This window comes from Bradyrhizobium iriomotense (assembly GCF_018130765.1).
In the GTDB taxonomy this organism is placed as follows: Bacteria; Pseudomonadota; Alphaproteobacteria; order Rhizobiales; family Xanthobacteraceae; genus Bradyrhizobium; species Bradyrhizobium iriomotense_A.
Window position 1 is genome coordinate 39,163 of sequence record NZ_JAFCJZ010000012.1, and the last position, 21,689, is coordinate 60,851.

The 21,689-nt window shown below is 65.3% G+C and carries 19 protein-coding genes; 9 read left to right on the plus strand and 10 right to left on the minus strand.

Annotated elements, in window-relative coordinates; all coding sequences use genetic code 11:
* Positions 1 to 28: 28 nt before the first annotated feature.
* From JQ635_RS20850 to JQ635_RS20880, 7 genes are all read right to left on the minus strand, one after another.
* Positions 29 to 664: a hypothetical protein gene (locus JQ635_RS20850; RefSeq protein ID WP_211411664.1), complete on the minus strand. Its 636-nt coding sequence runs from the start codon at positions 662 to 664 to the stop codon at positions 29 to 31.
* 87 nt (positions 665 to 751) lie between these two features.
* Positions 752 to 2,536: a tannase/feruloyl esterase family alpha/beta hydrolase gene (locus JQ635_RS20855; protein WP_211411665.1), complete on the minus strand. Its 1,785-nt coding sequence runs from the start codon at positions 2,534 to 2,536 to the stop codon at positions 752 to 754.
* Positions 2,537 to 2,860: 324 nt separating this feature from the next.
* The gene (locus tag JQ635_RS20860; RefSeq protein WP_211411666.1) at positions 2,861 to 4,717 is read right to left on the minus strand and encodes a sensor histidine kinase; all 1,857 of its coding nucleotides are present in this window, start codon (positions 4,715 to 4,717) and stop codon (positions 2,861 to 2,863) included.
* A 142-nt stretch (positions 4,718 to 4,859) separates the two neighbouring features.
* Positions 4,860 to 5,450 carry a hypothetical protein gene (locus tag JQ635_RS20865; RefSeq protein WP_211411667.1) on the minus strand — a complete coding sequence of 197 codons (591 nt, stop codon included), beginning with the start codon at positions 5,448 to 5,450 and terminating at the stop codon, positions 4,860 to 4,862.
* Between the two features lie 189 nt (positions 5,451 to 5,639).
* Positions 5,640 to 6,953, minus strand: a complete 1,314-nt coding sequence (locus tag JQ635_RS20870; RefSeq protein ID WP_211411668.1) for a tetratricopeptide repeat protein — start codon at positions 6,951 to 6,953, stop codon at positions 5,640 to 5,642.
* A gap of 15 nt (positions 6,954 to 6,968) precedes the next feature.
* On the minus strand, positions 6,969 to 7,979 hold the full coding sequence (locus tag JQ635_RS20875) for an aldo/keto reductase (protein ID WP_211411669.1): 1,011 nt from the start codon (positions 7,977 to 7,979) through the stop codon (positions 6,969 to 6,971).
* Between the two features lie 277 nt (positions 7,980 to 8,256).
* Complete coding sequence (locus JQ635_RS20880; RefSeq protein WP_211411670.1) at positions 8,257 to 8,682, minus strand: PaaI family thioesterase; 426 nt, start codon at positions 8,680 to 8,682, stop codon at positions 8,257 to 8,259.
* 67 nt (positions 8,683 to 8,749) lie between these two features.
* Between JQ635_RS20880 and JQ635_RS20885 the strand changes: the two genes are divergently transcribed.
* Both JQ635_RS20885 and JQ635_RS20890 read left to right on the plus strand, forming a co-directional pair.
* Complete coding sequence (locus tag JQ635_RS20885) at positions 8,750 to 9,379, plus strand: NUDIX hydrolase (RefSeq protein ID WP_433996571.1); 630 nt, start codon at positions 8,750 to 8,752, stop codon at positions 9,377 to 9,379.
* Between the two features lie 56 nt (positions 9,380 to 9,435).
* Complete coding sequence (locus JQ635_RS20890; protein WP_211411672.1) at positions 9,436 to 10,650, plus strand: hypothetical protein; 1,215 nt, start codon at positions 9,436 to 9,438, stop codon at positions 10,648 to 10,650.
* A 172-nt stretch (positions 10,651 to 10,822) separates the two neighbouring features.
* On the opposite strand, the gene JQ635_RS20895 is transcribed toward JQ635_RS20890, so the two are convergent.
* The gene (locus JQ635_RS20895) at positions 10,823 to 11,125 is read right to left on the minus strand and encodes a hypothetical protein (protein ID WP_183245829.1); all 303 of its coding nucleotides are present in this window, start codon (positions 11,123 to 11,125) and stop codon (positions 10,823 to 10,825) included.
* Positions 11,126 to 11,321: 196 nt separating this feature from the next.
* Between JQ635_RS20895 and JQ635_RS20900 the strand changes: the two genes are divergently transcribed.
* The 5 genes from JQ635_RS20900 (at position 11,322) to JQ635_RS20920 (ending at position 16,446) form a co-directional block, all read left to right on the plus strand.
* A complete protein-coding gene (locus JQ635_RS20900; protein ID WP_211411673.1) occupies positions 11,322 to 11,801 on the plus strand; it encodes a hypothetical protein in 480 nt (159 codons plus the stop codon).
* A 173-nt stretch (positions 11,802 to 11,974) separates the two neighbouring features.
* The gene (locus tag JQ635_RS20905; RefSeq protein WP_211411674.1) at positions 11,975 to 12,922 is read left to right on the plus strand and encodes a TAXI family TRAP transporter solute-binding subunit; all 948 of its coding nucleotides are present in this window, start codon (positions 11,975 to 11,977) and stop codon (positions 12,920 to 12,922) included.
* A 181-nt stretch (positions 12,923 to 13,103) separates the two neighbouring features.
* Complete coding sequence (locus tag JQ635_RS20910; protein ID WP_211411675.1) at positions 13,104 to 15,212, plus strand: TRAP transporter permease; 2,109 nt, start codon at positions 13,104 to 13,106, stop codon at positions 15,210 to 15,212.
* Entirely contained in the window at positions 15,173 to 15,586 is a 414-nt protein-coding gene (locus JQ635_RS20915; RefSeq protein WP_211411676.1) for a DUF1850 domain-containing protein, read from the plus strand. The genes JQ635_RS20910 and JQ635_RS20915 overlap by 40 nt, the downstream gene beginning before the upstream one ends.
* 53 nt (positions 15,587 to 15,639) lie before the next feature.
* On the plus strand, positions 15,640 to 16,446 hold the full coding sequence (locus JQ635_RS20920; protein ID WP_211411677.1) for an SDR family NAD(P)-dependent oxidoreductase: 807 nt from the start codon (positions 15,640 to 15,642) through the stop codon (positions 16,444 to 16,446).
* A gap of 103 nt (positions 16,447 to 16,549) precedes the next feature.
* On the opposite strand, the gene JQ635_RS20925 is transcribed toward JQ635_RS20920, so the two are convergent.
* Together JQ635_RS20925 and JQ635_RS20930 are read right to left on the minus strand one after the other, a co-directional pair.
* The gene (locus JQ635_RS20925) at positions 16,550 to 17,320 is read right to left on the minus strand and encodes a hypothetical protein (RefSeq protein WP_211411678.1); all 771 of its coding nucleotides are present in this window, start codon (positions 17,318 to 17,320) and stop codon (positions 16,550 to 16,552) included.
* 205 nt (positions 17,321 to 17,525) lie between these two features.
* Complete coding sequence (locus JQ635_RS20930) at positions 17,526 to 19,103, minus strand: cation:proton antiporter (protein ID WP_211411679.1); 1,578 nt, start codon at positions 19,101 to 19,103, stop codon at positions 17,526 to 17,528.
* An 81-nt stretch (positions 19,104 to 19,184) separates the two neighbouring features.
* Here JQ635_RS20930 and JQ635_RS20935 point away from each other — a divergent pair, with 81 nt between their 5' ends.
* Both JQ635_RS20935 and JQ635_RS20940 read left to right on the plus strand, forming a co-directional pair.
* The gene (locus JQ635_RS20935) at positions 19,185 to 19,949 is read left to right on the plus strand and encodes a tetratricopeptide repeat protein (protein ID WP_211411680.1); all 765 of its coding nucleotides are present in this window, start codon (positions 19,185 to 19,187) and stop codon (positions 19,947 to 19,949) included.
* A gap of 98 nt (positions 19,950 to 20,047) precedes the next feature.
* Positions 20,048 to 21,430, plus strand: coding sequence for a tetratricopeptide repeat protein (locus JQ635_RS20940; protein ID WP_211411681.1), 1,383 nt, complete (start codon positions 20,048 to 20,050; stop codon positions 21,428 to 21,430).
* Positions 21,431 to 21,689 lie beyond the last annotated feature (259 nt).

A 21,689-nucleotide genomic window follows, 5' to 3' on the forward strand; every position in this document is an offset into this window, starting at 1 on the left:
ACGGCGGCGCCATAGCGGGGAGCTGCCATTACCGCGATCCCGCCTCGCCCTGGCGCAAGATCGCCGTCCAGTCGAAGGCGGCGACGGGTGTCGGCGCGCGCGCCCTCGGCCGCGCTGCTGCGAGCTCCGCGGCGGCTTGAGGCGGAGGGGCGGCCGCAGGTGCTGCGGCAGGCGTGGTGTCCGGCGATGCAAGCGTCAGCACCGCGAGCGCGCCGTCCTTTTCGAACACCGCGAGGCCACGCCGCACCTGCTTGATCGCCCAGCCATTGTGTTGCTCGCCGACCTTGAGACGCAGCGCGCGTTTGGCGATGTCGTCGATGAAAACACCGATTCCCCGCCCTCCGTCCGCTTCCGTCACCGTTCCGAGCAGGGACAAGGCCGGCCGGTCCGGCTGCGCTTGCGCCTGTTGGGGGGCGGGCGTTGCCGGAGGTTCGACGGTCTTTGGTGCTGAGGGGCGGCGTGTCGCCGCGAAGATCGGGCGCTCGCCGGTCGCGCTCAACTCGGCGAGCGGGACCTCCCACAACGGATTTCCGGTTCGTTTTGCTTGCGGCGACTCTCGATGCTGGCCGGCCGCGGCATCCGCCGCCTCGGGCCTCGCCGGGCCGACGGCGAGCAGGCCCGTCAACACGATCATCGGAAGCAGCATCATCACCTGCCAGCTCATGAGGGAAACGGCTTTCGCCGCTTCAGCTCTGCGACAACGACGCCGCGCGCCAGCCCTGCGTCCTGGCCTGGCGCGCAGCGCAACGCGTCACCTCTGGGCTTCGTCGTGACGGCCGTCGCCGTCGTGCCTGCGGTCATTCGAGCAGACGAGCTTGGTCCCCTCGGCGTGGCACCTGGCCTGCGGATAGTCGGGCGAGAACAGGTAATTGCCGACGAAGTCGCTGACCGGCGGCTCCTTCTTCGGCGTGTAGGCGACAAAGTTGGCGGCGACCTTGGGATCGAGCCCGGGTGCCTTCAGCCGTGCCACGGCCGGATACGGATAGACGGGGCGCGACGTCACGGTCGAATTGTTGGTGGCGACGATCGCGTTCGGCGCGGTGTTGGTCTCGACCCAGGACATCAGCGGCGTGACGATGTCGAAAGTGTTTGGCCCAAGCCCGCCGCCGCAATGCCCCATGCCGGGGAAGAGGTAGAATTTGGCGAACCGATCGACCTGCTGGTCGCCCAGCACCTCCTTGACGGCGTGCCAGTACTTGATGGTGCCGCGCGGCGGGATGTGCTGGTCGGACCAGCCGTGCCACAGCAGCAGCTTGCCGCCGTGCCGCGCGAACGGTCCGAGATCCGGATTGTTCGCGGCGTAGAGCGTCGAGGATGCAACGGTGGCGTTGAAGCCAGGCACGGTGAGCTTGAGATCGTTCAGCGTCCAGCTTGCGTTGTAGGTGTTGAAGAAGGTCTTGTAGGCGGCCCACGAGTTCACGAAGTTCTCGCTGCCGACCGACTTGCCCTGGGCCGATGGCACGAACAGCGTCCAGTCGAGCTCGGAGCCCCATTCCGAATTGGCGAGCGGCTCGAGCCGCTGGCCGTCGGCGGAGACCGCGCCATCATGGATGCGACGCACGACGTCGGCCTGGGCCTGCGTCAGGCAGCCGGTCTCGTTGCCGTTGTTGCCGCAGACCAGCGTCTTGGTGTCGAAGCTGCAGGCCCTGGGGTCGTCGATGACGCCGTCGGCGAGGCCGTCGATGGCGTCACAGGCGGCCAGCACCTTGGCGTGGACATAAGCGAGCTTGTCGGACAGCAGCACATAGGTGTCCCTCGACGGAATCGGGATCGTGCCGGGCGTGGTCTGGTTGGTGAGAACGCGCCAGCCGTGGTGATAGGTGTTCTGCACGTCCATGTCGCTCGCCGGCGCGCCGGCTGCGATGCCGTCGAAATCGTGCGGATAGCGCTGCGCCGCCATCAGCGCCTCGCGGCCGCCGTCCGAGCAGCCGCTGAAATAGGAATAGGCCGGCCTCTTGCCGTAGAATTTGGCGATGACCGCCTTGGCCACCTCCGAGGCAACGTGCACGCCGCGGTAGGCGAAGTCGATCTGCGCCTGCGGATTGTCGACCGACCAGGTGGAGCCTTGCGCGCCGGTGTGGCCCATATTGGTCGTGGCGCTCGCGATCGTGCCGTTGGTGATCGGAACGCAGCCGGTCGATTGCGTGTAGTTGATATTGTCGTTGCCGCATTCGCCGCCGCAGCCGGTCTGGAGATAACGCTGTGTCCAGGCGTTGGTCGGCAGCCGCATCACGATGGAATTGGCGCCGGGTCCGATGACGCCGCGCACGGCGCAGTAATCGGCCGGGTTGGTGGCCGATGCCGGCACGACGGCCGCAGAGGAGATGGTGACGGTGCCGCCGACCTTCTCGCTGATTTCGCCGAGATCGAGGCTCGTGAGCGAGCTGCACGTCATCACCGGCGCGATCGACGGCAGGTCCCTGAGGCCTGCGGCGCTGACGTCGGTATCGGGTGCGAGCATCGTTGCCGCCGCCGCCAGGGCGAGCCCCACCTTTCCGATGGATGTCGATTGAACGTTGGCACGCTTGTCTGTCATGAACGGTCCCCTCTCTCGGTTCGGTACTTCGGACGGCAGATGGCATCGCCGCATCCGGTCATGACGGGTCGATCTGGCAATCGCATTGCTGGATTGTCAGCGTCGAGCGTCTGATCGGAGAGCGAGATCGATGAAATGGTGCGCAGGACGTCGGGCGCAGCATCCCCCCAAGGATTGTGTCGTGTTATTTCAGACGAAAGTCGGATTTGGCAGCCGACAAAGCAAATGAATTGTTTTGCGGGATATATGAGCGCCTTGCATCTTTGGCGGTAGCGTAAGCATTGCCGAAAATGCGGAGCTGCAAATTTGCGAGGATGACAGCGTCTACCGCGCCGCTGCCAGCGGCAGGCTGACATGAAAGACGGCGCCCCCTGACGGCGCGTTTTCGGCCCAGATGCGGCCGCCATGTGCCTCGACGATGGTATGCGCGATCGAGAGGCCTATGCCCATGCCTTGCGCCTTGGTCGTGAAGAACGGCTTGAAGATCTCGGTCACCTTCTCCGCGAGGATGCCGTGACCTGCGTCGGCAATGGAGACAAGGGCGAGGTTGCCCTCGGCGACACTGGTTCGTCCGACGACGCGCCGCCGCTCGTCCGGAAGATGGGCCACAGCTTCCATGCCGTTCACGACGAGATTGAGGATCGCCTGCTGGAGCTGCACCTTGTCGCCTTTCACGCGGATCTCCGCGGGCGACGGCTGCGTCAGGAGCTCGACATCGTGGGTCAGGGCCTGCACGGAGAGGAATCGAAACACCTCGCCGACCGTGGCATTGAGGTCGAGCTCGCGCCGTTCGGTCGAGTCTCGCTTCAGGAACGAGCGCAGCCGGCCGATGACTTCGGCGGCCCGCTGATCGTCTCGGCGGATGTGGTCCAGGATGTCCCTGACTTCGTCGAGGTCGGGCGCCGGATTCTGCAATATCTGCTGGGCCGTCTCGGCATTGATCAGAATGGCGGCGAGCGGCTGGTTCAGCTCGTGCGCGAGCGAGACGGACATCTCTCCCGCGGTGGCGCGGCGATTCATGTGAGCGAGCTCCGACATGCGCTGGCGCGCCTCGACCTCGGCCACGAAGCGCAAGCGTCGCTCGCGCAGCAGAATGGTGATCATCAGCGCCTGCACCAGCACCACGCCCGCGATGATCACGGAGTGCCAGTAATACTGCTCCCAGAAGGTCGGTTGGCGGAAACGCACCTCGCTGCCGGGGGGCAGATTGGCTTCGTCCACATTCCAGCGCTTCAGCTGCCGCCAGTCGAAGATAGGCTTCACGTTGTTCCCGCTGAACGGTGCGATGCTCGACGGCGCTTCGCCGTCGAGGATCCGCATCGCCACGGCGCCGGCTTCCCGGCCGATGATTTCCGGCTGCAGCAGGCAGCCGCCAACGCCCGACCGCCCGAGGAACGTATCTGATGTGATGACGATCGGGCGGTTCGCATTCTCGGCAACGCGTGCGAGCGCGGAGGCGGGGGAGTAATAGGTGCCTTCGCCGTCGGAATACATCGCCGAGGTCAGGATCGCAGAGCGGGCCGGCAGGAAGGCGACGTGACTGCGGACCTCACGCAGCACGGCGCCGGACAGATCGGTGACTTCGAGATCGGGCATCTCGGCCGCGAAGTCCTGCTTCCAATGTCCGTATGTCAGCGGATTTTTCCAGGCATCGCCCACGAGGACGACATGGGTCAGATCGGGAACGATGGCGCGCGCTGCGGTCAGGAGCTGCGCCGGTCTCACCCTTGCGAAGACGACCGTCGTGTTGGGCAGGAACAGCGCGCGCGTCTCGGGCAGGTCAGGCACGAAGCCGTAAACGACGGGCGCGGCGGGCCAGATGTCCTGCTTGCGCGCTCGAAGGAATTTCGCCGATGTCACGCCGATCGAAACGATGACGTCGATCGGCCGCTGCGCATATTTGGTCTTGAGATGACCGACCAGACTCTCTTCGTAGTCCGGTCCCGGGAAGCGGGCGAGATCGAGGCTTTCGCCGTAGATCACCGTGTGCCCCTTGCCGTTCTGCTTCGCAGCGGCGCGGATACCGCTAAAGATCTCGGAATAGAAGGGCGAGCGAAAATCGGCTTCTTCCAGAACGAGGATCGAACGCTGCCGCGGGCCGTCGGCTGCAATGCATTCACGCGACAGGCTCGCGAGCAGGCAGACGATCACGACGCGCACGAGCCTGGTGATCATACGCATTGCTGGGCTCTCCGCCCCGCCTCCAGTTGCAACCGGGCTTCCTCGATGAGGACGCGCGCGAGAGCATACCCGCCGGACCCGGAGTTTCAAACGGAAGGATGCGCGTCCGCTCCGCTGACGCGCGGGACGGGACGACGTGCCGCTACTTGAACGGATCCTGGATCGACGGTGACGATTGCCGGATGCGGCGCACGCTCACCGGCGTACCGTCGGAGACGAACAGCAGTTCATATCGACGGCCTTCGCTGTCGGTCGCGGAGCAGGTCACGTCGTTCACCTTCCTGGCAGCGAAGTTGCCAGTCTGGCGACAGACGCCAGTGGAGGCCTGCTCGGCGGGCACCGGCAGACCGTCGACCTTGGGCCGGTCCTTGGAGTTGAGCAGCATGCGGTCGATCGGCAGCTCGTAGGAATTGTCGTCGGCGCGCTTGCCGTTCTCGCCGGAGAACGACACGACGTGGTTCGCATCGGTGGGATCGTCGACGGCGACCGCGAAATTGACCCGGCCCGTGTCGCCATGAGCGTAGGCAACCGTCTTGCAGGCGAAGGTGCGGCCCGCGACCTTCAGTGTCTTGCAATGGCCGGACATCAGCGCCAGCAGGTCGATCAAGGCGTTCTGCTGCGCCGGCGGATTGTTGACTGGAATGGGCTTGGAAGCTTCGGCGAAACAAGGGCTTGCCGAAGCCGCGACGGAGGCGGCGAGGGTTGCTGCGAGGACCGGTCGGCGGAGGCGCATCGTCAGGCTCGTAGGCCAGGGGACGCTGGAGGTCCGCTTCATAACCATCGAACCGCAAATTGGTTGCGATCCCGTTCGCGCCGCCGAGTCCGTCTGGAATACCACCGCACCACCCCTGGCGATTCGTCCAAATCGCCCCACCGTCCCAGCGGGCACTTGCCGCCAGGCCGGTGTTTTTTTCGTGGCAGGCTAACCCATTGCCGCCTGCCAGCGCGTATCGCGGAAGGAGGGGCGGCGGTGCAGGCGGGCGTCGAGCACGGTGCGCGCGCGGGAGAGCTCGCCGCTGCCCATGAGGGCGACGATGAAGGTGTCCTCGATCAGCTCGCGCTGGGCGTGGCTGCCGCCGATGCGGACGACCTCGCCAAGGACGGGCGCAAGCATTTGTGCGCAAGCGGCATAATTCTCATCCGCAAAGGCGGCCAGCGCCCGGCAGACCGCGGGGACCACGGGACCGGCCGGCAGCTTGCCCTCGGCGAGGCGTTGCTCGATCACGGCAAGCCGCGCCGCCAGCGCCTCATTGTTTTGCGTTGCGGCAGCGAACAACGCCATGTGGACGTCGGCGAACGGCAGGCCTGATTTCGGAAACAGTTTTTGCGCGGTCGCGTCGGCTTCCAGCCACAGTGCCTTCGGCACCGCATGGCCGTACGTCGACAGGCGCCAGAGCAGCGAGGCGCCATCGGTGATGACGTTGAGCGGCGGCGCCTGCGTCGCCGAGGGCTGGAGCACGTCGGCGTAGATCGCGAGTGCGCGTGCCGCATCGCCATGCTCGAGCGCGCCGAGCGCCTGGTGCCAGCGGATATGGCCGTGCAGGATGCCGGCGCGGTCGTAAGAGGGGATCCAGTCGTCGACGAGACGGTCGGCGTCATCGATCGAGCCGTCCTCGAACATCGCATGCAGCACCGCGTGCGCGGCATGGGCGTTGGCGCGGCGGAGGTTGAAGCCGCGCTCGGTGACGGCGCGGCCGTGGGCGACGTCGCCATTCTCCGTCATCGCCCAGCCGGACATGGTGAGAAACCACCAGTCCTCGCCGTAGTGCCGCGCGACGCGCTGGCACAGCTCATGGCGGGCGCGGTCGTGATCGGCCATGCCGGAGAAGGCGAACAGGCCGAAGGCGCCGAGCGGCAGCGACAATACCACGGCATCGCGCGGCCAGCTCTCGACATGTTTCAGCATTGCCGCGATCGCTTCGGGCAACCGGCCTTCGATCGCGAGCGCCAGCGTCTCGACATGCGAGCGCTCGCGCTCGGTGCCGCGCCTGGCAACGAGCTCTCGCGCGGCCGCCGCCTTCTGCCGCGCGAGATCGCCCTGCTGGTAGAAGGCATGCACGCGGCCGCGGGCGATATGAGCGAGCGCGAAATCCGGGTCAGCCGCAATCGCGCGCTCCAGCGTCTCCGCCGTACCGGTCCAGCCCGCGAGCATGAGGTCGACGCCGTCGCGATAGGCGGATGCCGCCGCATCGGATGCGGTGGAAAGCGGAAGGCCGTAGCGGTCCTCATGCGGCATCGTCGTCTCCCGCTGTCAGCTCGTCCGCGCGCGGCGGCCCTCGATCGGATAGGCCGGGTCGTTGTAGCCCGGCGTCGAGGGATGGCCCGGCACGACCAGTCGGTCGATCAGCGCCTCGTCCTCCGCCGTGAAGCGATAGTCGAGTGCGCGGATATAGTCGTCCCACTGCTGCTCGGTGCGGGGACCGGCGATGATGGAGGTCACGAATGCCGAGTTCAGCACCCAGGCGACCGCGAACTGGCCGGCGGTGATGCCTTTCTTCTCGGCGTGAGTCTTGATCTCCTGCGCGAGCTGGAGCGATTCCGGTCGCCACTCCGTCTGCATCATGCGGGTGTCGTTGCGGCCGGCGCGCGTCTCCTTGTCCGGGGCGGCATCCGGCTTGTACTTGCCGGTGAGCACGCCGCGCGCCAGCGGGCTATAGGGCACGATGCCGAGGCCGTAATAGGAGCAGGCCGGAAAATGCTCGACCTCGGGCATGCGGTTCATGGCGTTGTAATAGGGCTGGCTCACCGCGGGCCGGTCGATGCCGAGCCGGTCGCAGATGTTGCAGATCTCGGCGACGCGCCAGGCGCGGTAGTTGGAGACGCCGAAATAGCGCACCTTGCCGGCGCGGATCAGATCGCCCATTGCGCGCACCGTCTCCTCCAGCGGCGTCGCATGGTCTTCCTTGTGCAGATAGTAGATGTCGATGTGATCGGTGCCGAGCCGCGTCAGGCTTTCGTCGGCGGCCTGCAACACCCAGCGGCGCGACAGGCCGACGCGGTTGGGATCATCACCCATGGGGTTGGCGAGCTTGGTGGCGAGCACCCAGGCCTGGCGGTTGCCGGCGATGGCGCGTCCCACGACCTCCTCGGATGCGCCTTTTGAATAGGCATCCGCGGTGTCGATGAAGTTGATGCCTGCACCGTGCGCATTGTCGATGATCCGTTTCGATGCGGCTTCATCGGTCGGCCCGCCGAACATCATGGTGCCCAGACATATCGGCGAGACTTTCAGGCCGGTGCGGCCGAGCTGGCGGTATTGCATGGGCGGGGTCCTTGCTGCGTCTTGTGGCGTCAGCATAGCCGCCCGGTTGCGTCATGGCGAGCGCAGCGAAGCAATCCAGAGATGCTTCGACGCGGTTGCTCTCTCAGCTCGTCGTCCTGGACAAGCGCAGCGAAGCGGAGCGCACATCCAGGACCCATTACCCCGAGGAGTGGTTTGGCGAAGATTCGTGGTTGCGAGCGCGCGCCACAACTTCCCTTTGGGGTAATGGGTCCTGGCTTTCGCCAGGACGACGGCGGAGTACGGTGCAACAGCGCAGCTACGCCGGCCCCTTCAAAATCTTGAACACGCCATTCGCCATCACGATGCAGCGGTCGTCCACCGTCACTTCGGTGCTCATGAAGATCAGGCTGCGGGTCGAGCGCACAACGCGCGGGCGGGAGATCAGGATGTCGCCGATCTGGCCGGCCTCGACGAAATGGGTGTCGAGCTGCACCGTCGCCATGAATTCCTTGCCGGAGGTGTAGCGGGCGGTCATGCCGCAGGTGCGGTCGGCGAAGGTCATCATCACGCCGCCCTGGACCATGCCGCGGCGGTTGTGGTGCTTGTCTTCGGTCGCGAGTGCGAATTCATATTGGCCGTCGACCTTGCGCTCCCACAACGGACCGATCAGGTGCATGAAGCCCGTGGTCTCGAGGATGGTCCAGCCGTCCGATTTGAGCCTAGCGGCGGCCTTGCTGGTCATGTCGTCGTCCATCCTTGCACGTGTATCTCTCCTCGTTTCATCAGATGCGGTCCTGGTGTAGTCAAGCATCATGAGAGCTTTCGACGATGCCACCAGACGGAATATCGCAGAGGCCTGCGCGGCGTTCGCGCGGCTGCCTGACGCGGTTGAGCCGGCGGCACTGAAACGTGCCGCGGTGGTGCTTGCGCTGACCGTATCCAACGACGGCGACGACACCGCCTTCCTGCTCACCAGGCGCGCTTCACACCTGCGAGCCCATCGCGGCCAGTGGGCGTTGCCGGGCGGTCGCTGCGATGCCGGCGAGACGCCGGTCGAGGCGGCGTTGCGCGAGCTGGACGAAGAGCTCGCACTCAGGCTTTCATCCGACGCGGTGCTTGGCCTGCTCGATGACTATCCGACGCGCTCCGGCTATCTGATCACGCCGGTCGTCGTCTGGGCGACTGACAGTGCCGCGATCAGGCCGAACCCGGACGAGGTCGCCTCGGTCCATCGCATCGCGCTTGCCACGATCGAGCGGGACGACGCCTTCGATTTCACGGATATCCCCGAGAGCGCGCGCCGGGTGATCCGCTTCCATCACCAGATGAGCTTGATCCACGCGCCGACGGCGGCCTTGATCTATCAGTTCCGCGAGGTGCTGGCGGGCCGGAATACCCGCGTCACAGAGCTGGAACAGCCGGTGTTCGCCTGGAAGTGACGATGGTAAACGGCACGTTAACGTGACGGTTACCGGATGCCTGCTAAAAGGGCAGCATGCATCATTCGATTCGAAATAGCCTGGCACTGGTTCCGTTCGCGCTCGTCCTGCTCGCGCCCGCCGCGCGTGGCGGCGAGGCCGACGCGCTGCCGCCTTCCGTCCGCAATGCCAACGCCCAGCTGTTGTCGCAGTTTTTTGCGCAAGGCGGTGCCTCGCCCGCCGTGCTCGAATATCGCCGCAAGCTGCAGGAGTATCAGGCCGCGCGCGCGGCCTTCGACGAGGAGGCCGGCGCCTATTGGAGTCAGATCTCCGAGAAGCGGAAAGGCCGTAACGCCAAGCGGCGCAGCGGGCAGCAGATCACGCTCGACGATTATGTGCTGGAGCATCCGCCGGTCTATACCGGGCCGAAACGGCCGGTGAATCCGGAGCCGGAAGAGACGCCGGAGCGTCCGACCAAGAAGCCGATCCCCGTCGTCGCCGATCTCCTCCGCGCGGCGCAGGAGCTCTACCAGTTCACGCCGCAGCGCCCGTCCAGCGAGGTCGAGTTCAAGCGCGCCTATGCGCGCTACGCGCTGGCCTCGGGGCTGACGCGCGAGCAGGCGGTGCGGGTCTATTCGTTTGAGACCGGCGGGACCGGCAGCTACGACGTGCAGGCGGGTATCGAGCATGGCGGCAAGCGCGCGATCTCGACTGCGATGGGCTACAACCAGCTGCTCACCACCAACAGCGTCGAGCTGCTCGCCGAGCAGGGCCACGAATTCATCCGTGCGCTCTCCGACAAGGTGGCGCGGACCTCGGGGCCGCCGCGCCAGGCGCTCGAGCACAAGCTCGCTGTTCTCAAGAAGATGGTGGCGCATGCGAAAGCGGTGCCCGACACCTGGTCGGAGCACGAGAAGATCGGCAACACCGCACAGGGCTGGGCCATGCACGCGATGGTCCTGGACGTCGATATCGGCCCGATGCTGCAGACCCACAAGCTGCTCACCTCGGTGCTGTTCGCGCGCGCCAAGGGTTACACGCGTCCGCTCACCGCGGCCGAGCTCGAGATGATGAACCTCACCGGCGACGGCACCGGCCTCGACATGGTGACGATGCCGCAGGCGATGCGCGAGCAGGTGCCGACCTCGAACTTCTTCCAGCGTGGCGGCTACGAGCGCAACCCGGTCGCGATCCGCCACAACACGGTGGCGAAGCTGCTCGCGGTGACGGACACGCGGATGGACTCGAACAGCAGCAACGCCGGCGCAAGGGAGCTGACGGCGGCGTTTTAGGTGTCGGTGTCGTCCCGGACAAGCGCACCTAAAGCGCGCGCAGATCCGGGACCCATAACCACAGAATCAGATTTGGCGAAGACTCGTGGTTACCGGCCTCGCGCCGCAACTGCTCCCTGGGGCTATGGGTCCCGGGTTCGCGCTTCGCGCGCCCCGGGACGACAAAAAGGGATTACTGATCCGGCCCGAACTTGAACTTGCCGTCGCCTTCCAGATACGGGCCGCTGCGCATGTAGAGCTGGCCGTTGTGGCCGATGAAGAACAGCGTCCCCTTCGGCACCTTCTTGGCGCCCTTCAAGAGCTCGCCGGCATTGCTGGTGCCCATCTTGTAGGAAAAGGTCTTGCCGTCCTTGTCATAGGCGTAGCCCGTGTCGGGCTTGAGCTCCCAAGGCGTCGCCGGGGCTTGCGCCAATGCGGGTGCTGCGAATGCCGCGAGCGCGGCTGCGATTGCAAATGTCTTCGTTGAAAATGCCATGTCTCCATCCTCCCCATCCTCGGGGTGCCCGGCTTGAACAAATCACGAACGGTATTTTCCGGTCAATTCGCAAAAGCGCCGCGGCGCATTCACGTCTCGCCCAGCAGTTTGTGATTTTCCCTTCGTCCCCTCGCGACTATGTTCCGCTTTCCGTCTAGAACGCAATTCGACAAAAATATTGGTGGGGATGATTCGAATGAACCATGTCATTAAAGCCTGCTCGGCTGCCGCGCTGCTGCTCACGGTGCTGGTGCCGGCCGCCCGGGCCGATGATTACCAGCTCAGCCACAACCAGCGGATTTCCTGCAGCCGCGGCCTTGCCCCGGGCAAGCTGAACACGGCGACCTGCAAGTCCTACACCTATCTCTTCAACACCAAGACCTCGGAATATTTCCGCTGCCAGGTCTCGCTGGCGCTGACGCGGGACAACAAGGAGGTCATCAACGTCCAGACCGACGGCGGCTGCACCAAAAAGCCGCGTATCTTCGAGACGGACGGCAAGTATGATTTCGACGCCACCGAGACCGAGCCGCCGAACACCAACTCGTTCTTCGGTCCCGGCGGCTACTCGGTCTGGGCCGCCGACGTCACCACGCAGAAGGTGCGCGGCTGCATCATCATCTCCTCCGGCCTTGGCTCCGACATCTCCAAGTGCCTGGACATGACGTTCCAGTAGGACTTGCCAGCTACGGCGAGGTGCGCTCCTGCGCCACCTCGCCGCACCCGCCGGGTTCCCCAAAAGCCGAGCCGGAACGGCTGTTTACTGCAGTCCTGTTTTGCCTTTTGGATGGGTTGACCCGCATCCCCCGTCCGGCCAATTTCGCCGCCGGTTTGGGGAGTACAAAAATCATGAAACGGACGTTCTTCGGCGTGGCCGCGGCTCTTGCTCTGGCGGCGTCGGCACCTTGCGCGCATGCGCAATCCTTCATCAACGTGCTGACCGGCGGCACCTCAGGGGTCTACTATCCGCTCGGGGTCGCGATCGGGAAGATCTACGGCGACAAGATTCCGAACGTGAAGACGCAGGTGCAGGCCACCAAGGCGTCGGTCGAGAATTTGATCCTGCTGCAGCAGGGCCGCGGCGAGCTGGCGTTCACGCTGGGTGACTCGCTGAAGGCAGCCTGGGACGGCGAGGAGGAGGCGGGCTTCAAGACCAAGCTCGACAAGCTCAGGACCATCGGCGCGATCTATCCGAACTACATCCAGATCGTCGCCACCGCCGAGAGCGGCATCAAGACGCTGGCGGACCTCAAGGGCAAGAGCCTGTCGGTCGGCGCGCCGAAGTCGGGCACCGAGCTGAACTCGCGCGCGATCCTTAGCGCCGCCGGCATGAACTACAAGGACCTCGGCAAGGTCGAGTACCTTCCGTTCGCCGAATCCGTCGACCTCATGAAGAACCGCCAGCTAGGTGCAACGCTGCAATCGGCCGGCCTCGGGGTTGCCTCGCTGAAGGATCTCTCGACCTCGAGCCCGATCACGGTTGTGTCGGTGCCGAAGGAGACCGTCGACAAGATCGGCCCGCCTTTCATCTCGGCGACCATTCCGGCCAACACCTATACCGGCCAGGACAAGGACGTCCCGACTGCGGCCGTGGTCAACTATCTCGTGACCAGCTCCGCCGTCTCCGATGACCTCGCCTATCAGATGACAAAGCTGGTCTACGAGTCGCTGCCGGAATTACAGAATGCGCATGCGGCCGGCAAAGAGATCAAGCTCGAGACGGCCGCCAATGGCAGCCCGGTTCCGCTGCACCCCGGCGCGATCCGCTATTACAAGGAAAAAGGGCTGATCAAGTAGTCTCCCTCCGTTGTTATTCCGGGGCGGCTCGTTAGAGCCGAACCCGGAATCTCGAGATTCCGGGTTCGATGCTCCGGGCCGCGCTACACGGTCCCGTCGCATCGCCCCGGAATGACGGAGTGAGAGTGGATGCCCGGGTCAAGCCCGGGCATGACGAGTTTCAGGGCGCGGGGACATATCGATGTTGCAGGCTGAGGGCACTCAAGAGCCCATCAAGGTCGAGTTCGACAATTTCGAGCACGGTTTTCCGGAAGGATTCGGTCCGGGCTGGTGGGGCCGTCTCGCCTACTGGATCGGCATCGCCTTTGCCACGTTCCAGCTGTATGTCGCCGCCTTCAACTATCTGCCGAGCCAGGTGGTGCGCGGCGTCCATGTCGGCTTCCTCGTCCTGCTCACCTTCGGCCTGATCGCGAATTTCACCGCGAAGAGCAATTTTGGCCGCGCGCTCGGCTGGGTGATCGGCGCTGCCGGCTTCTTCTGCGGACTCTATCAGTGGATCTTCTATGCCGATCTGATCGCGCGCGATGGCGATCCGACCAGGCTCGACCTTGCCGTCGGCACGCTACTGGCGGTGCTGATCTTCGAGGGCACGCGGCGCCTGATGGGCGCGGCGCTGCCGCTGATGTGCGGCGCCTGCCTGCTCTACTGGTTCTTCGGCCAGTACCTGCCGTCGCCGCTCAACCATCGCGGTTATGATTTCGACCAGATCGTCACGCATCTGTCGTTCGGCACCGAGGGCTTTTACGGCGTGCCGATCTACGTCTCGGCGACCTACATCTTCCTGTTCATCCTGTTCGGCTCGTTCCTGGAGCGCGCCGGCATGATCCAGCTCTTCACCGACGTCTCGCTCGGCCTGTTCGGCCGCACCCGCGGCGGCCCGGCCAAGGTGGCGGTGTTCGCCTCGGGCATGATGGGCACGATCTCCGGCTCGGGCGTCGCCAACGTCGTCACCGTCGGCCAGTTCACGATTCCCTTGATGATCAAGTTCGGCTACCGCCGTGCCTTCGCGGCCGGCGTCGAAGCCACGGCCTCGATGGGCGGGCAGATCATGCCGCCGGTGATGGGCGCGGTCGCCTTCATCATGGCGGAGACGCTCGGCGTGCAATATTCCGAGATCGTCAAGGCCGCGGCGATTCCCGCGATCCTCTACTTTGCCTCCGCGTTCTGGATGGTGCACCTCGAAGCCGGCAAGCACGGCCTCGTCGGCATGAAGCGCTCGGAGATCCCGAGCGCCTGGAAGGCGCTGGTGACGCGCTGGTATCTCGTGCTTCCGCTCGCAGCCCTCGTCTACATGCTGTTCGAGGGCTTTACGCCGCTCTATGCCGGTAGCATGGGTCTTGCGCTGACCGTGACGCTGATCCTCGGCACCGCCATCACGACGGGCGCCTCCTCGATGGTGATCCGCACCATCTTCTGGGTCGGGCTCGCGCTGGTCGTCGCGGCGCTGTCGCGCGACGGCCTCCAGATCGTGCCGGTTGCGAGCGTCGTCGTTGGCCTGATCGTGATCACCGCCTTCATCCGTGGTGGCTTCAAGGCCTTGCGCGAGTGCCGCGATGCGCTGGCCGAGAGCGCAAAGTCCGCCATCACGGTCGGCATGGCCTGCGCCATCGTCGGCGTCATCATCGGCATGATGTCGCAGACCGGCGTCGGCACCATCTTCGGCAGCTGGGTGATCGGGCTCGGCGAAAAGAGCCTGTTCCTGGCGCTGGTCATGACCATGCTGCTGTCGATCCTGCTCGGCACCGGCATCCCGACCATCCCGACCTACATCATCACCGCCGCACTCGCCGCGCCGGCGCTGGCGAAGCTCGGCGTGCCCTTGATCGCGAGCCACATGTTCGCATTCTATTACGGCATCATGGCCGACCTCTCGCCGCCGGTCGCGCTCGCCGCGCTCGCGGCGGCGCCGATCGCGAAGGAGAATCCGGACAAGATCGGCTGGGAGGCGATGCGCATCGCGCTTGCCGGTTACGTCATTCCCTTCATCTTCGTCTATTCGCCGGCCTTGATGCTCCAGGCCGGCGATCCCATGGCGGCCAAGCTCGGTTTCTACGGCGCGGTGGCGCTCGCAACGCTCAAGGCGCTGGTGGCGATCGGCCTGTTCGGCATGGTCGCGATCGGCTTCCTGTTCACGCGGCTGACGCTCGTAGAACGCCTGGTCGCGCTCGGGGCGGCGTTCTGCCTGCTCGGCGACTTCGCGTTCAGCGACACCGCGGGCTTCGTGCTGTCCGCCGCGCTCGTGCTATGGCAATGGCGGCAGCGGCCGCCGGCGGCTGTCGAGGCGGTGTGAGCCTCTGCCTCGCAACAGCCGGCGGGGTGAAGGCGCTGGCGCTGTCCGCGTTCACGCTTGCATGGACGCATTCCATCGCGAAGGTCGAATGGCAGGAGGACTGGCACGTGACGCCCGCCGGCCTCGAACTGGCGCAGGCCCGCGTCAAAGGCACCGGTCCCGGCATGGAGCCGCCGCCCGAGGCGCGGCTCGTCGACGGCTGGTTTCAATGGCGGCCGCAGCGTGCGCCGATGCGGGAGGTGGTGCTGGGTAATTCCGGAGAGGCCGGGGAGTGGCGGCTATGCCATGACGGGACGTGCCGGACGTTGTCGGAGATTGTCGGGCATCCCATTGGTGCTAACGTCACGACGATGAAGATTTGCAACGATCCGTAGCCCGGATGTCGCTCCGCTCATCCGGGCTACAAGAACAACACGGGAGAAATACGATGGATCGGCTCAAGGGCAAGGTTGCGATGGTGGTGGGGGCCGGTTCGATCGGCCCCGGCTGGGGCAATGGCAAGGCGACCGCGGTGACCTTTGCGCGCGAGGGAGCGCAGGTGTTTTGCGTCGACCGCAACGGTGCCGCGGCCGAAGAGACCGCGAAGATCATCATGGGCGAAGGTGGCAAGGCGACGGCGTTCACGGCCGACGTCTCGCGTCCTGCCGAGATCGAGGCGATGGTTGCGGCGTGCCTGAAGGCCTATGGCCGCATCGACGTGCTCGACAACAATGTCGGCATCGCCGAAATGGGCAGCGTGGTCGAGGTCACCGAGGAGAGCTGGGATCGCGTCTTCAGCGTCAACCTCAAGAGCGCCTATTTCGCGATGAAGCACGTCATCCCCGTGATGGTGAAGCAGGGCGGCGGCTCGATCATCAACATCTCCTCGATCGCCTCGATCCGCCACATGGGCATCTCCTACGTCACCTATGGCACCTCGAAGGCGGCGATGAACCAGATGACGCGCACCACCGCGATCGAGTTCGCGCGCCATCATGTGCGAGTGAACGCGATCCTGCCCGGCCTGATGAAGACGCCGATGGTCGAGCACTCCGCGGGCCTCGCCAACAGCTATGCCAAGGGCGATGTCGAGGCGATGTGGCGCGCGCGCGACGCGCAGGTGCCGATGGGCCACATGGGCGATGCCTTCGACGTCGCCAATGCCGCGCTGTTCCTGGCGTCGGACGAGTCGAAATATGTGACGGGGATCGAGCTGGTCGTGGACGGCGGGATCACCTGCAAGGCGGGGGCGTAGCCTCAACCTCCGCTGTCATCCCGGATCGGCGCTCCGCTCCAGTCAACGCTGCGCGTTGTCTGGAGCTGCGCTTGTCCGGGACGACAGCGGAGTGTTTGGCGACCTACTGCGCCAGCGCCAGAATCCCACCGGCAAACGAGTGCCACACAGCCGTCTCGCTGACCGGCCAGTTCAACACCTTCACCGCCAGCAGCGCGAGTGTGCCGGTGATGTAGGCCGGATGAACCCGGCCCTCGGCGCGCCAGTCGCGCACCATGGCGACGACGAGCAGCAGTGAGGCGACCACGGCAGGGGCGATCGTCACGGGCACCGGCGGCGGGCCGGGTGGTCCAGGAGGTGCGAGGAAGGTGAGAAACCAGCGCGCGATCGCGGCGTCGAGGATCGAGACCGCGGCGAGCAGCATCAGACGCTTGTGAATCTCGGGCCTGCGCGTGTTCACGATCGCGAGCGCGAACACCACGACGAAGAACGCGATCCCGCTCATCGGCACGATCGAGAAGGCGATGCCGGCGTCTTTCTGCCCAAGCGCGGCGGAATGCTGCATCACATGCACTGAGGCGAGGAAGCCGAAGATCGTCATTGCGGTCGCAAGCGACACGCCGACAATGCCGAGCGAACGGTGGTTAACCACGCGGCCGGAGGCCGCGAGCCAGGTCTGGAGCACGAAATAGAGCGACCAGGTGAAGAACAACAATCCGTGAAAATGAATCACCGGGCTTGCGGAGAGTGTCCGGTGAGCGAGCGGCACCCAATAGGTCGGCGCGAAACCGAGAAAAGCGGTGGCCGCGCAGGCCAGAGCCATGTGGAGATAAAAATATCGTGCAGGCGACGCATCACGCGCGCGTACACGACGGTCGTCGGTCAGGGTTGTCATCAAGGATGAGTCTGGAGGGGCGGCGTTTGGTTCAAACTCGCCGTCGTCCCGGACAAGCGTAAGCGCAGATCCGGGACCCATAACCACTGGATTGTGTTTGGCGAAGACTCGGAGTTGCCAACCTCGTGCCAGAACCACATCCTGTGGTTATGGGTCCCGGATCGGCGCGCGCTTTGGGCGCGCTTGTCCGGGACGACAGCGGAGGTTAACCGCCCGCGCTCAATTCTGCGCGATCGAGCTCTTCTTCGAGCCGGTGAAACGCGTCGTCGCCGATCACCTCGGTGGCGCGCAGGTCGAAGATGGATTTGCGCGCGGCCTCGATGGCGCGGCGGCGCAGCGGATCGGCGGGCAATTCGCCGTTGGCGATGCCGCCGTTCGGATCGGTCTCGGTCTGCATCAGGATGGCGCGATATTCGAGCCGCAGGATTTCCGCTTCCTCCGATGGGTCGCTTTCGATCGCATCGAGCGCCGCGCGATAGGCGACGGCGCGACCGCGCGCGACCTCGATACCGACGGGATCGTCGTCCTTGAGGTCGAAAGCGAGGATCAGTGGCCGCAGCGTCAGGCCCTGGATGATGAGCGACCCCAGCACCACGGCAAAGGCGATGAAGACGATGAAGTCGCGATAGGGAAAATTCTCCGGCAGCGCAAAGGCGGTGGCGAGCGTGACGAGGCCGCGCATGCCGCACCAGGAGATGATGAGGCCGCCTTTCGGCGAGGCGACCTGTTTCGGATCCTTGGGATGGTAGAGGTTATGCGCGATCAGCACGCGCAACGTCGTGCGGTAGAACGTCACCCAGAACAGACGCACCAGGACCACCGTGAGCAGGATCCAGGCTGCGGCGATGCAATATTCCCAGCGCACGTCGGCATCGAGCCGCGTCCAGATCGGCCGCATCTGCATGCCGATGAGCATGAAGGCGAGCACGTTGAGCACGAACACCGTCGTCTCCCACACCGCATAGGACGGCACCCGCAGCCGCGCCGGCATGCGCGCCGGCGCGGTGCGCGCAATGGCGATGGCGTAGATCACGATGGTGAGGATGCCGGACAGGCCGAGATGCTCGGCACCGATCCAGATCATGAAGGTGGTGGCGAATTGAACGATGATCGCGCTCGGGGCTTCCGTCACGCGCTCCATCATGGGCGCAATGAGGCGGGCTGCGACAAGGCCGGCGACGACGCTGCCGACCAGCGCCAGCGCCATGGTCGGCGCGACCTGGCTCCAGGTCAGATGCTCGGTTGCGACCGCACCGACGGCGATGCGATAGATCAGCAGTGCGCTCGCATCGTTGAGCAGGCTTTCGCCCTCCAGCACCTTTACCATGCGGTGGGGCAGCTTGACCTGGCTGAGGATCGCGACCGCGGCGGCTGCATCCGGCGGCGCCACGATGGCGCCGAGCGCAACCGCAGCGGCCCAAGGCATGTCGGGCATCAACCGGTGCGCGACATAGGCAACGCCCGCCGTGGTCAGGCCGACGGCGGCGACGACCAGGGTGGAGACCGGAACCCAGTTGTTGCGGAGATCCCGCAGCGAGGTGTCGAAGGCTGCATCGAGCAGCACCGGTGCGACAAAAAGCGCCAAGGCCAGGTCCGGCTCCAGCGTCCAGGTCGGGCTCGACGGCACAAAGGCGATCAGGGCGCCGCCGATGGCGAGAAAGGTCGGGTAGGGGACCTTGATCCGCCGCGCCAGCGCCGATAAGGCAACGGCGCCGAGCAGCAACGCGATGATCCATTCGAATGTCGACACGATAGTCCCCGAGACCGATTTGGGCGGTGCCACAAGCTAGCACCAATCCGGCCGTATGATGGATAATGCGGCCCCAAGGCAAGAGTGAAGCAAGACCTTCCGACTGCAACAAGCATGCGTTTTCAAAAACTCATCCAATGGTCAGCTGCCGCGGCGCTCTCTGCGCTTCCGATCGGCGCGGCCCATGGTGCGACGGGCGGCGAGCCGGCGGCCGTCACGCAGGTCGATATCGCGCCATGCCTCACTGCCACTGCGGCCGACGACATCGACAAGGCAACTTCCGCCTGTGCGGCCGTGATCGACAACGAGAAGACGGCGAAGGCAGATCTGGTCAAGGCGCTGATCGCGCGCGGCGCGCTTTATGCGCGGCACGACCAGATCGATCGCGCGATTGCCGACGACAGCCGCGCTCTCTTGCTCGATCCCACGCTCGCCGACATCTTCAACGCGCGCGGCGAGCTGTGGCTGAAGAAGGGCGACAAGCCCAAGGCCGTGCAGGATTTTGGTGCCGCGCTCAAGATCGATCCGAACCACGAGAAGGCCAAGGCCAATCACAAGGCGATGGCGCGCGAGCTCGAGCGTATCGGCGCGCAGATGGCGGTCGCCGGCAAGCCCAGCTTCAATTGCGCCCGCGCGGCCCGCGCCGTGGAGAAGGCGATCTGCGGCAATCGCGAGCTTGCCGATCTCGACCGCGAGATCTACGGATCCCATTTGCGCGTCATCCGCGAAGCGCAGAGCCCGGCGGAGGCGCGCAAGATCCAGCGCGAGCAGGACGATTTCATCGCGCGCAGGAACGCCGGATACGGCCGGCCGGGCTATGATCTGAAGAAGGCGATGCAGGACAGGCTGCAACAGATCAACGGGGTGGACGGGTATTGAGTGTCTTCGCCTCTCCCCGCTGCTGACAGGCCCGGTTTGAACCCGGTCCCAGCCCGCCGCGACAACGGTAAGAACCCGATGTCACGGAGCCCAAAGTCATGTGCGGCATGCATCTTTCCGCGCAAACGTCCTCGCTCACCAAAACGTCGCTGTGCGCGCTCCTCCTCGGCACGGCAATGAGCCTCGCGCTCGTCGTCCCGGCCTCGGCTGCCGCCGATTGTGTCGCCGGCAGCAAGGCTGCTCCCGCCGAGCTGATCACGTCGTGCAGCGCCATCATCGACCAGGCCGCCAATTCGAGTTCCGATCGCGCCGCGGCGCTACTGGTCCGTGCTGGCGCCAATGCGCGCACGTCGGGTGGCCAGACGCAGGCCCTGCGGGACATCGACCGCGCCATCGCGCTCGACGGCAAGAACGCAAAAGCCTGGCGCGTGCGCGGCGACCTCTTGCGCGAGGCCGGCGGCGACCTCAATCGGGCCGCGGCGGATCTGACCAAGGCGATCGAGCTCGATCCGCAGGATGCGGAAGCTTACGAGCTGCGCGGCGTCGTCTACACCAACCAGCATCGCTTCGACCGCGCCATTGCAGACTATGACCAGGCCATCAAGCTGAAGGCTGGTTTCGCCCAGGCCTGGTCCGACCGTGGCGCGACCTTCTATCTGCGCGGCGACTACGACAAGGCCGTCGCTGACCTCAGCGAGGCGCTGCGGCTCGATCCGAACCGGGCGCGTAGTTACACCAACCGCGGCGCCGCCTACAAGAAGCGCGGCGAGCTCGACAAGGCGATCGCGGACGACAGCGAGGCGATCCGGCTCGATCCAAAAGTGCCGGAGTATTTCGACAACCGCGGTCTCACCTATGCTGCGATGAAGGAATACGACAAGGCCATCGCCGACTACGATCAGGCGATCCGTCTCGAGCAGCGGGTGAACTTCCTGACCAATCGCGGCGACTCCTACCAGTTCAAGGGCGAACTCGGTGCTGCGCTGTCGGACTACAACGACGCGCTGAAACTCGATCCGAATTTTGCCAAGACCTACAACAACCGCGCCGTGCTCTACAAGAAGATGGGCGAGCGCAAGAAGGCGCTGGCTGACTACGAGGCGACGTTGCGGCTCGATCCCGCCAACGAGAACGCGCTCGACGGCCGCCGCGCGATGATCGCCGAGATCGCAAAATTCGGCGGCGAGCCGTCGCGTGTGCTGAACGCCGCCGCCAGCGACCCGTCGTTCGACTGTGCCTCCGCCAAGCGCGAGGTCGAGAAGGTGATCTGCGCTGATCCGCAGCTCGGCGTGCTCGACCGCCAGATCGCCGAGGCCTACGAGCGCGTGCTGAAATCCGCGAGCAAGCGCTTGGCGGATGGCCTGCGCAAGTCCCAACGCGATTTCCTCGTCACGCGCGATGCAAGCTTCCGTCGCCCCGGCTACGATCTGAAAAAGGTCATGCAGGAGCGGTTGCAGCGATTGAACGCGATGGAGAGCTGATGCGTCCTTCGCCTCTCCCCGCGTGCGGGGAGAGGCCGGAATTTGCGACAGCAAATTCCGGGTGAAGGGGGACTCTCCGCGAGCTCATCTCTCACAGTCTTTACCGATGCAGCCCCTCACCCCAACCCTCTCAGCGCAAGCGAAGCTCGTCGCGGCCCCGTGAGAACGGGGCGAGGGAGCGCACCGCCGATGCGGCCAGCAGCCGTGCCTCCCCCAAAAGGCCCATCCTTTTCGGCTTGAACCGCGGCCCGTTCCCGGG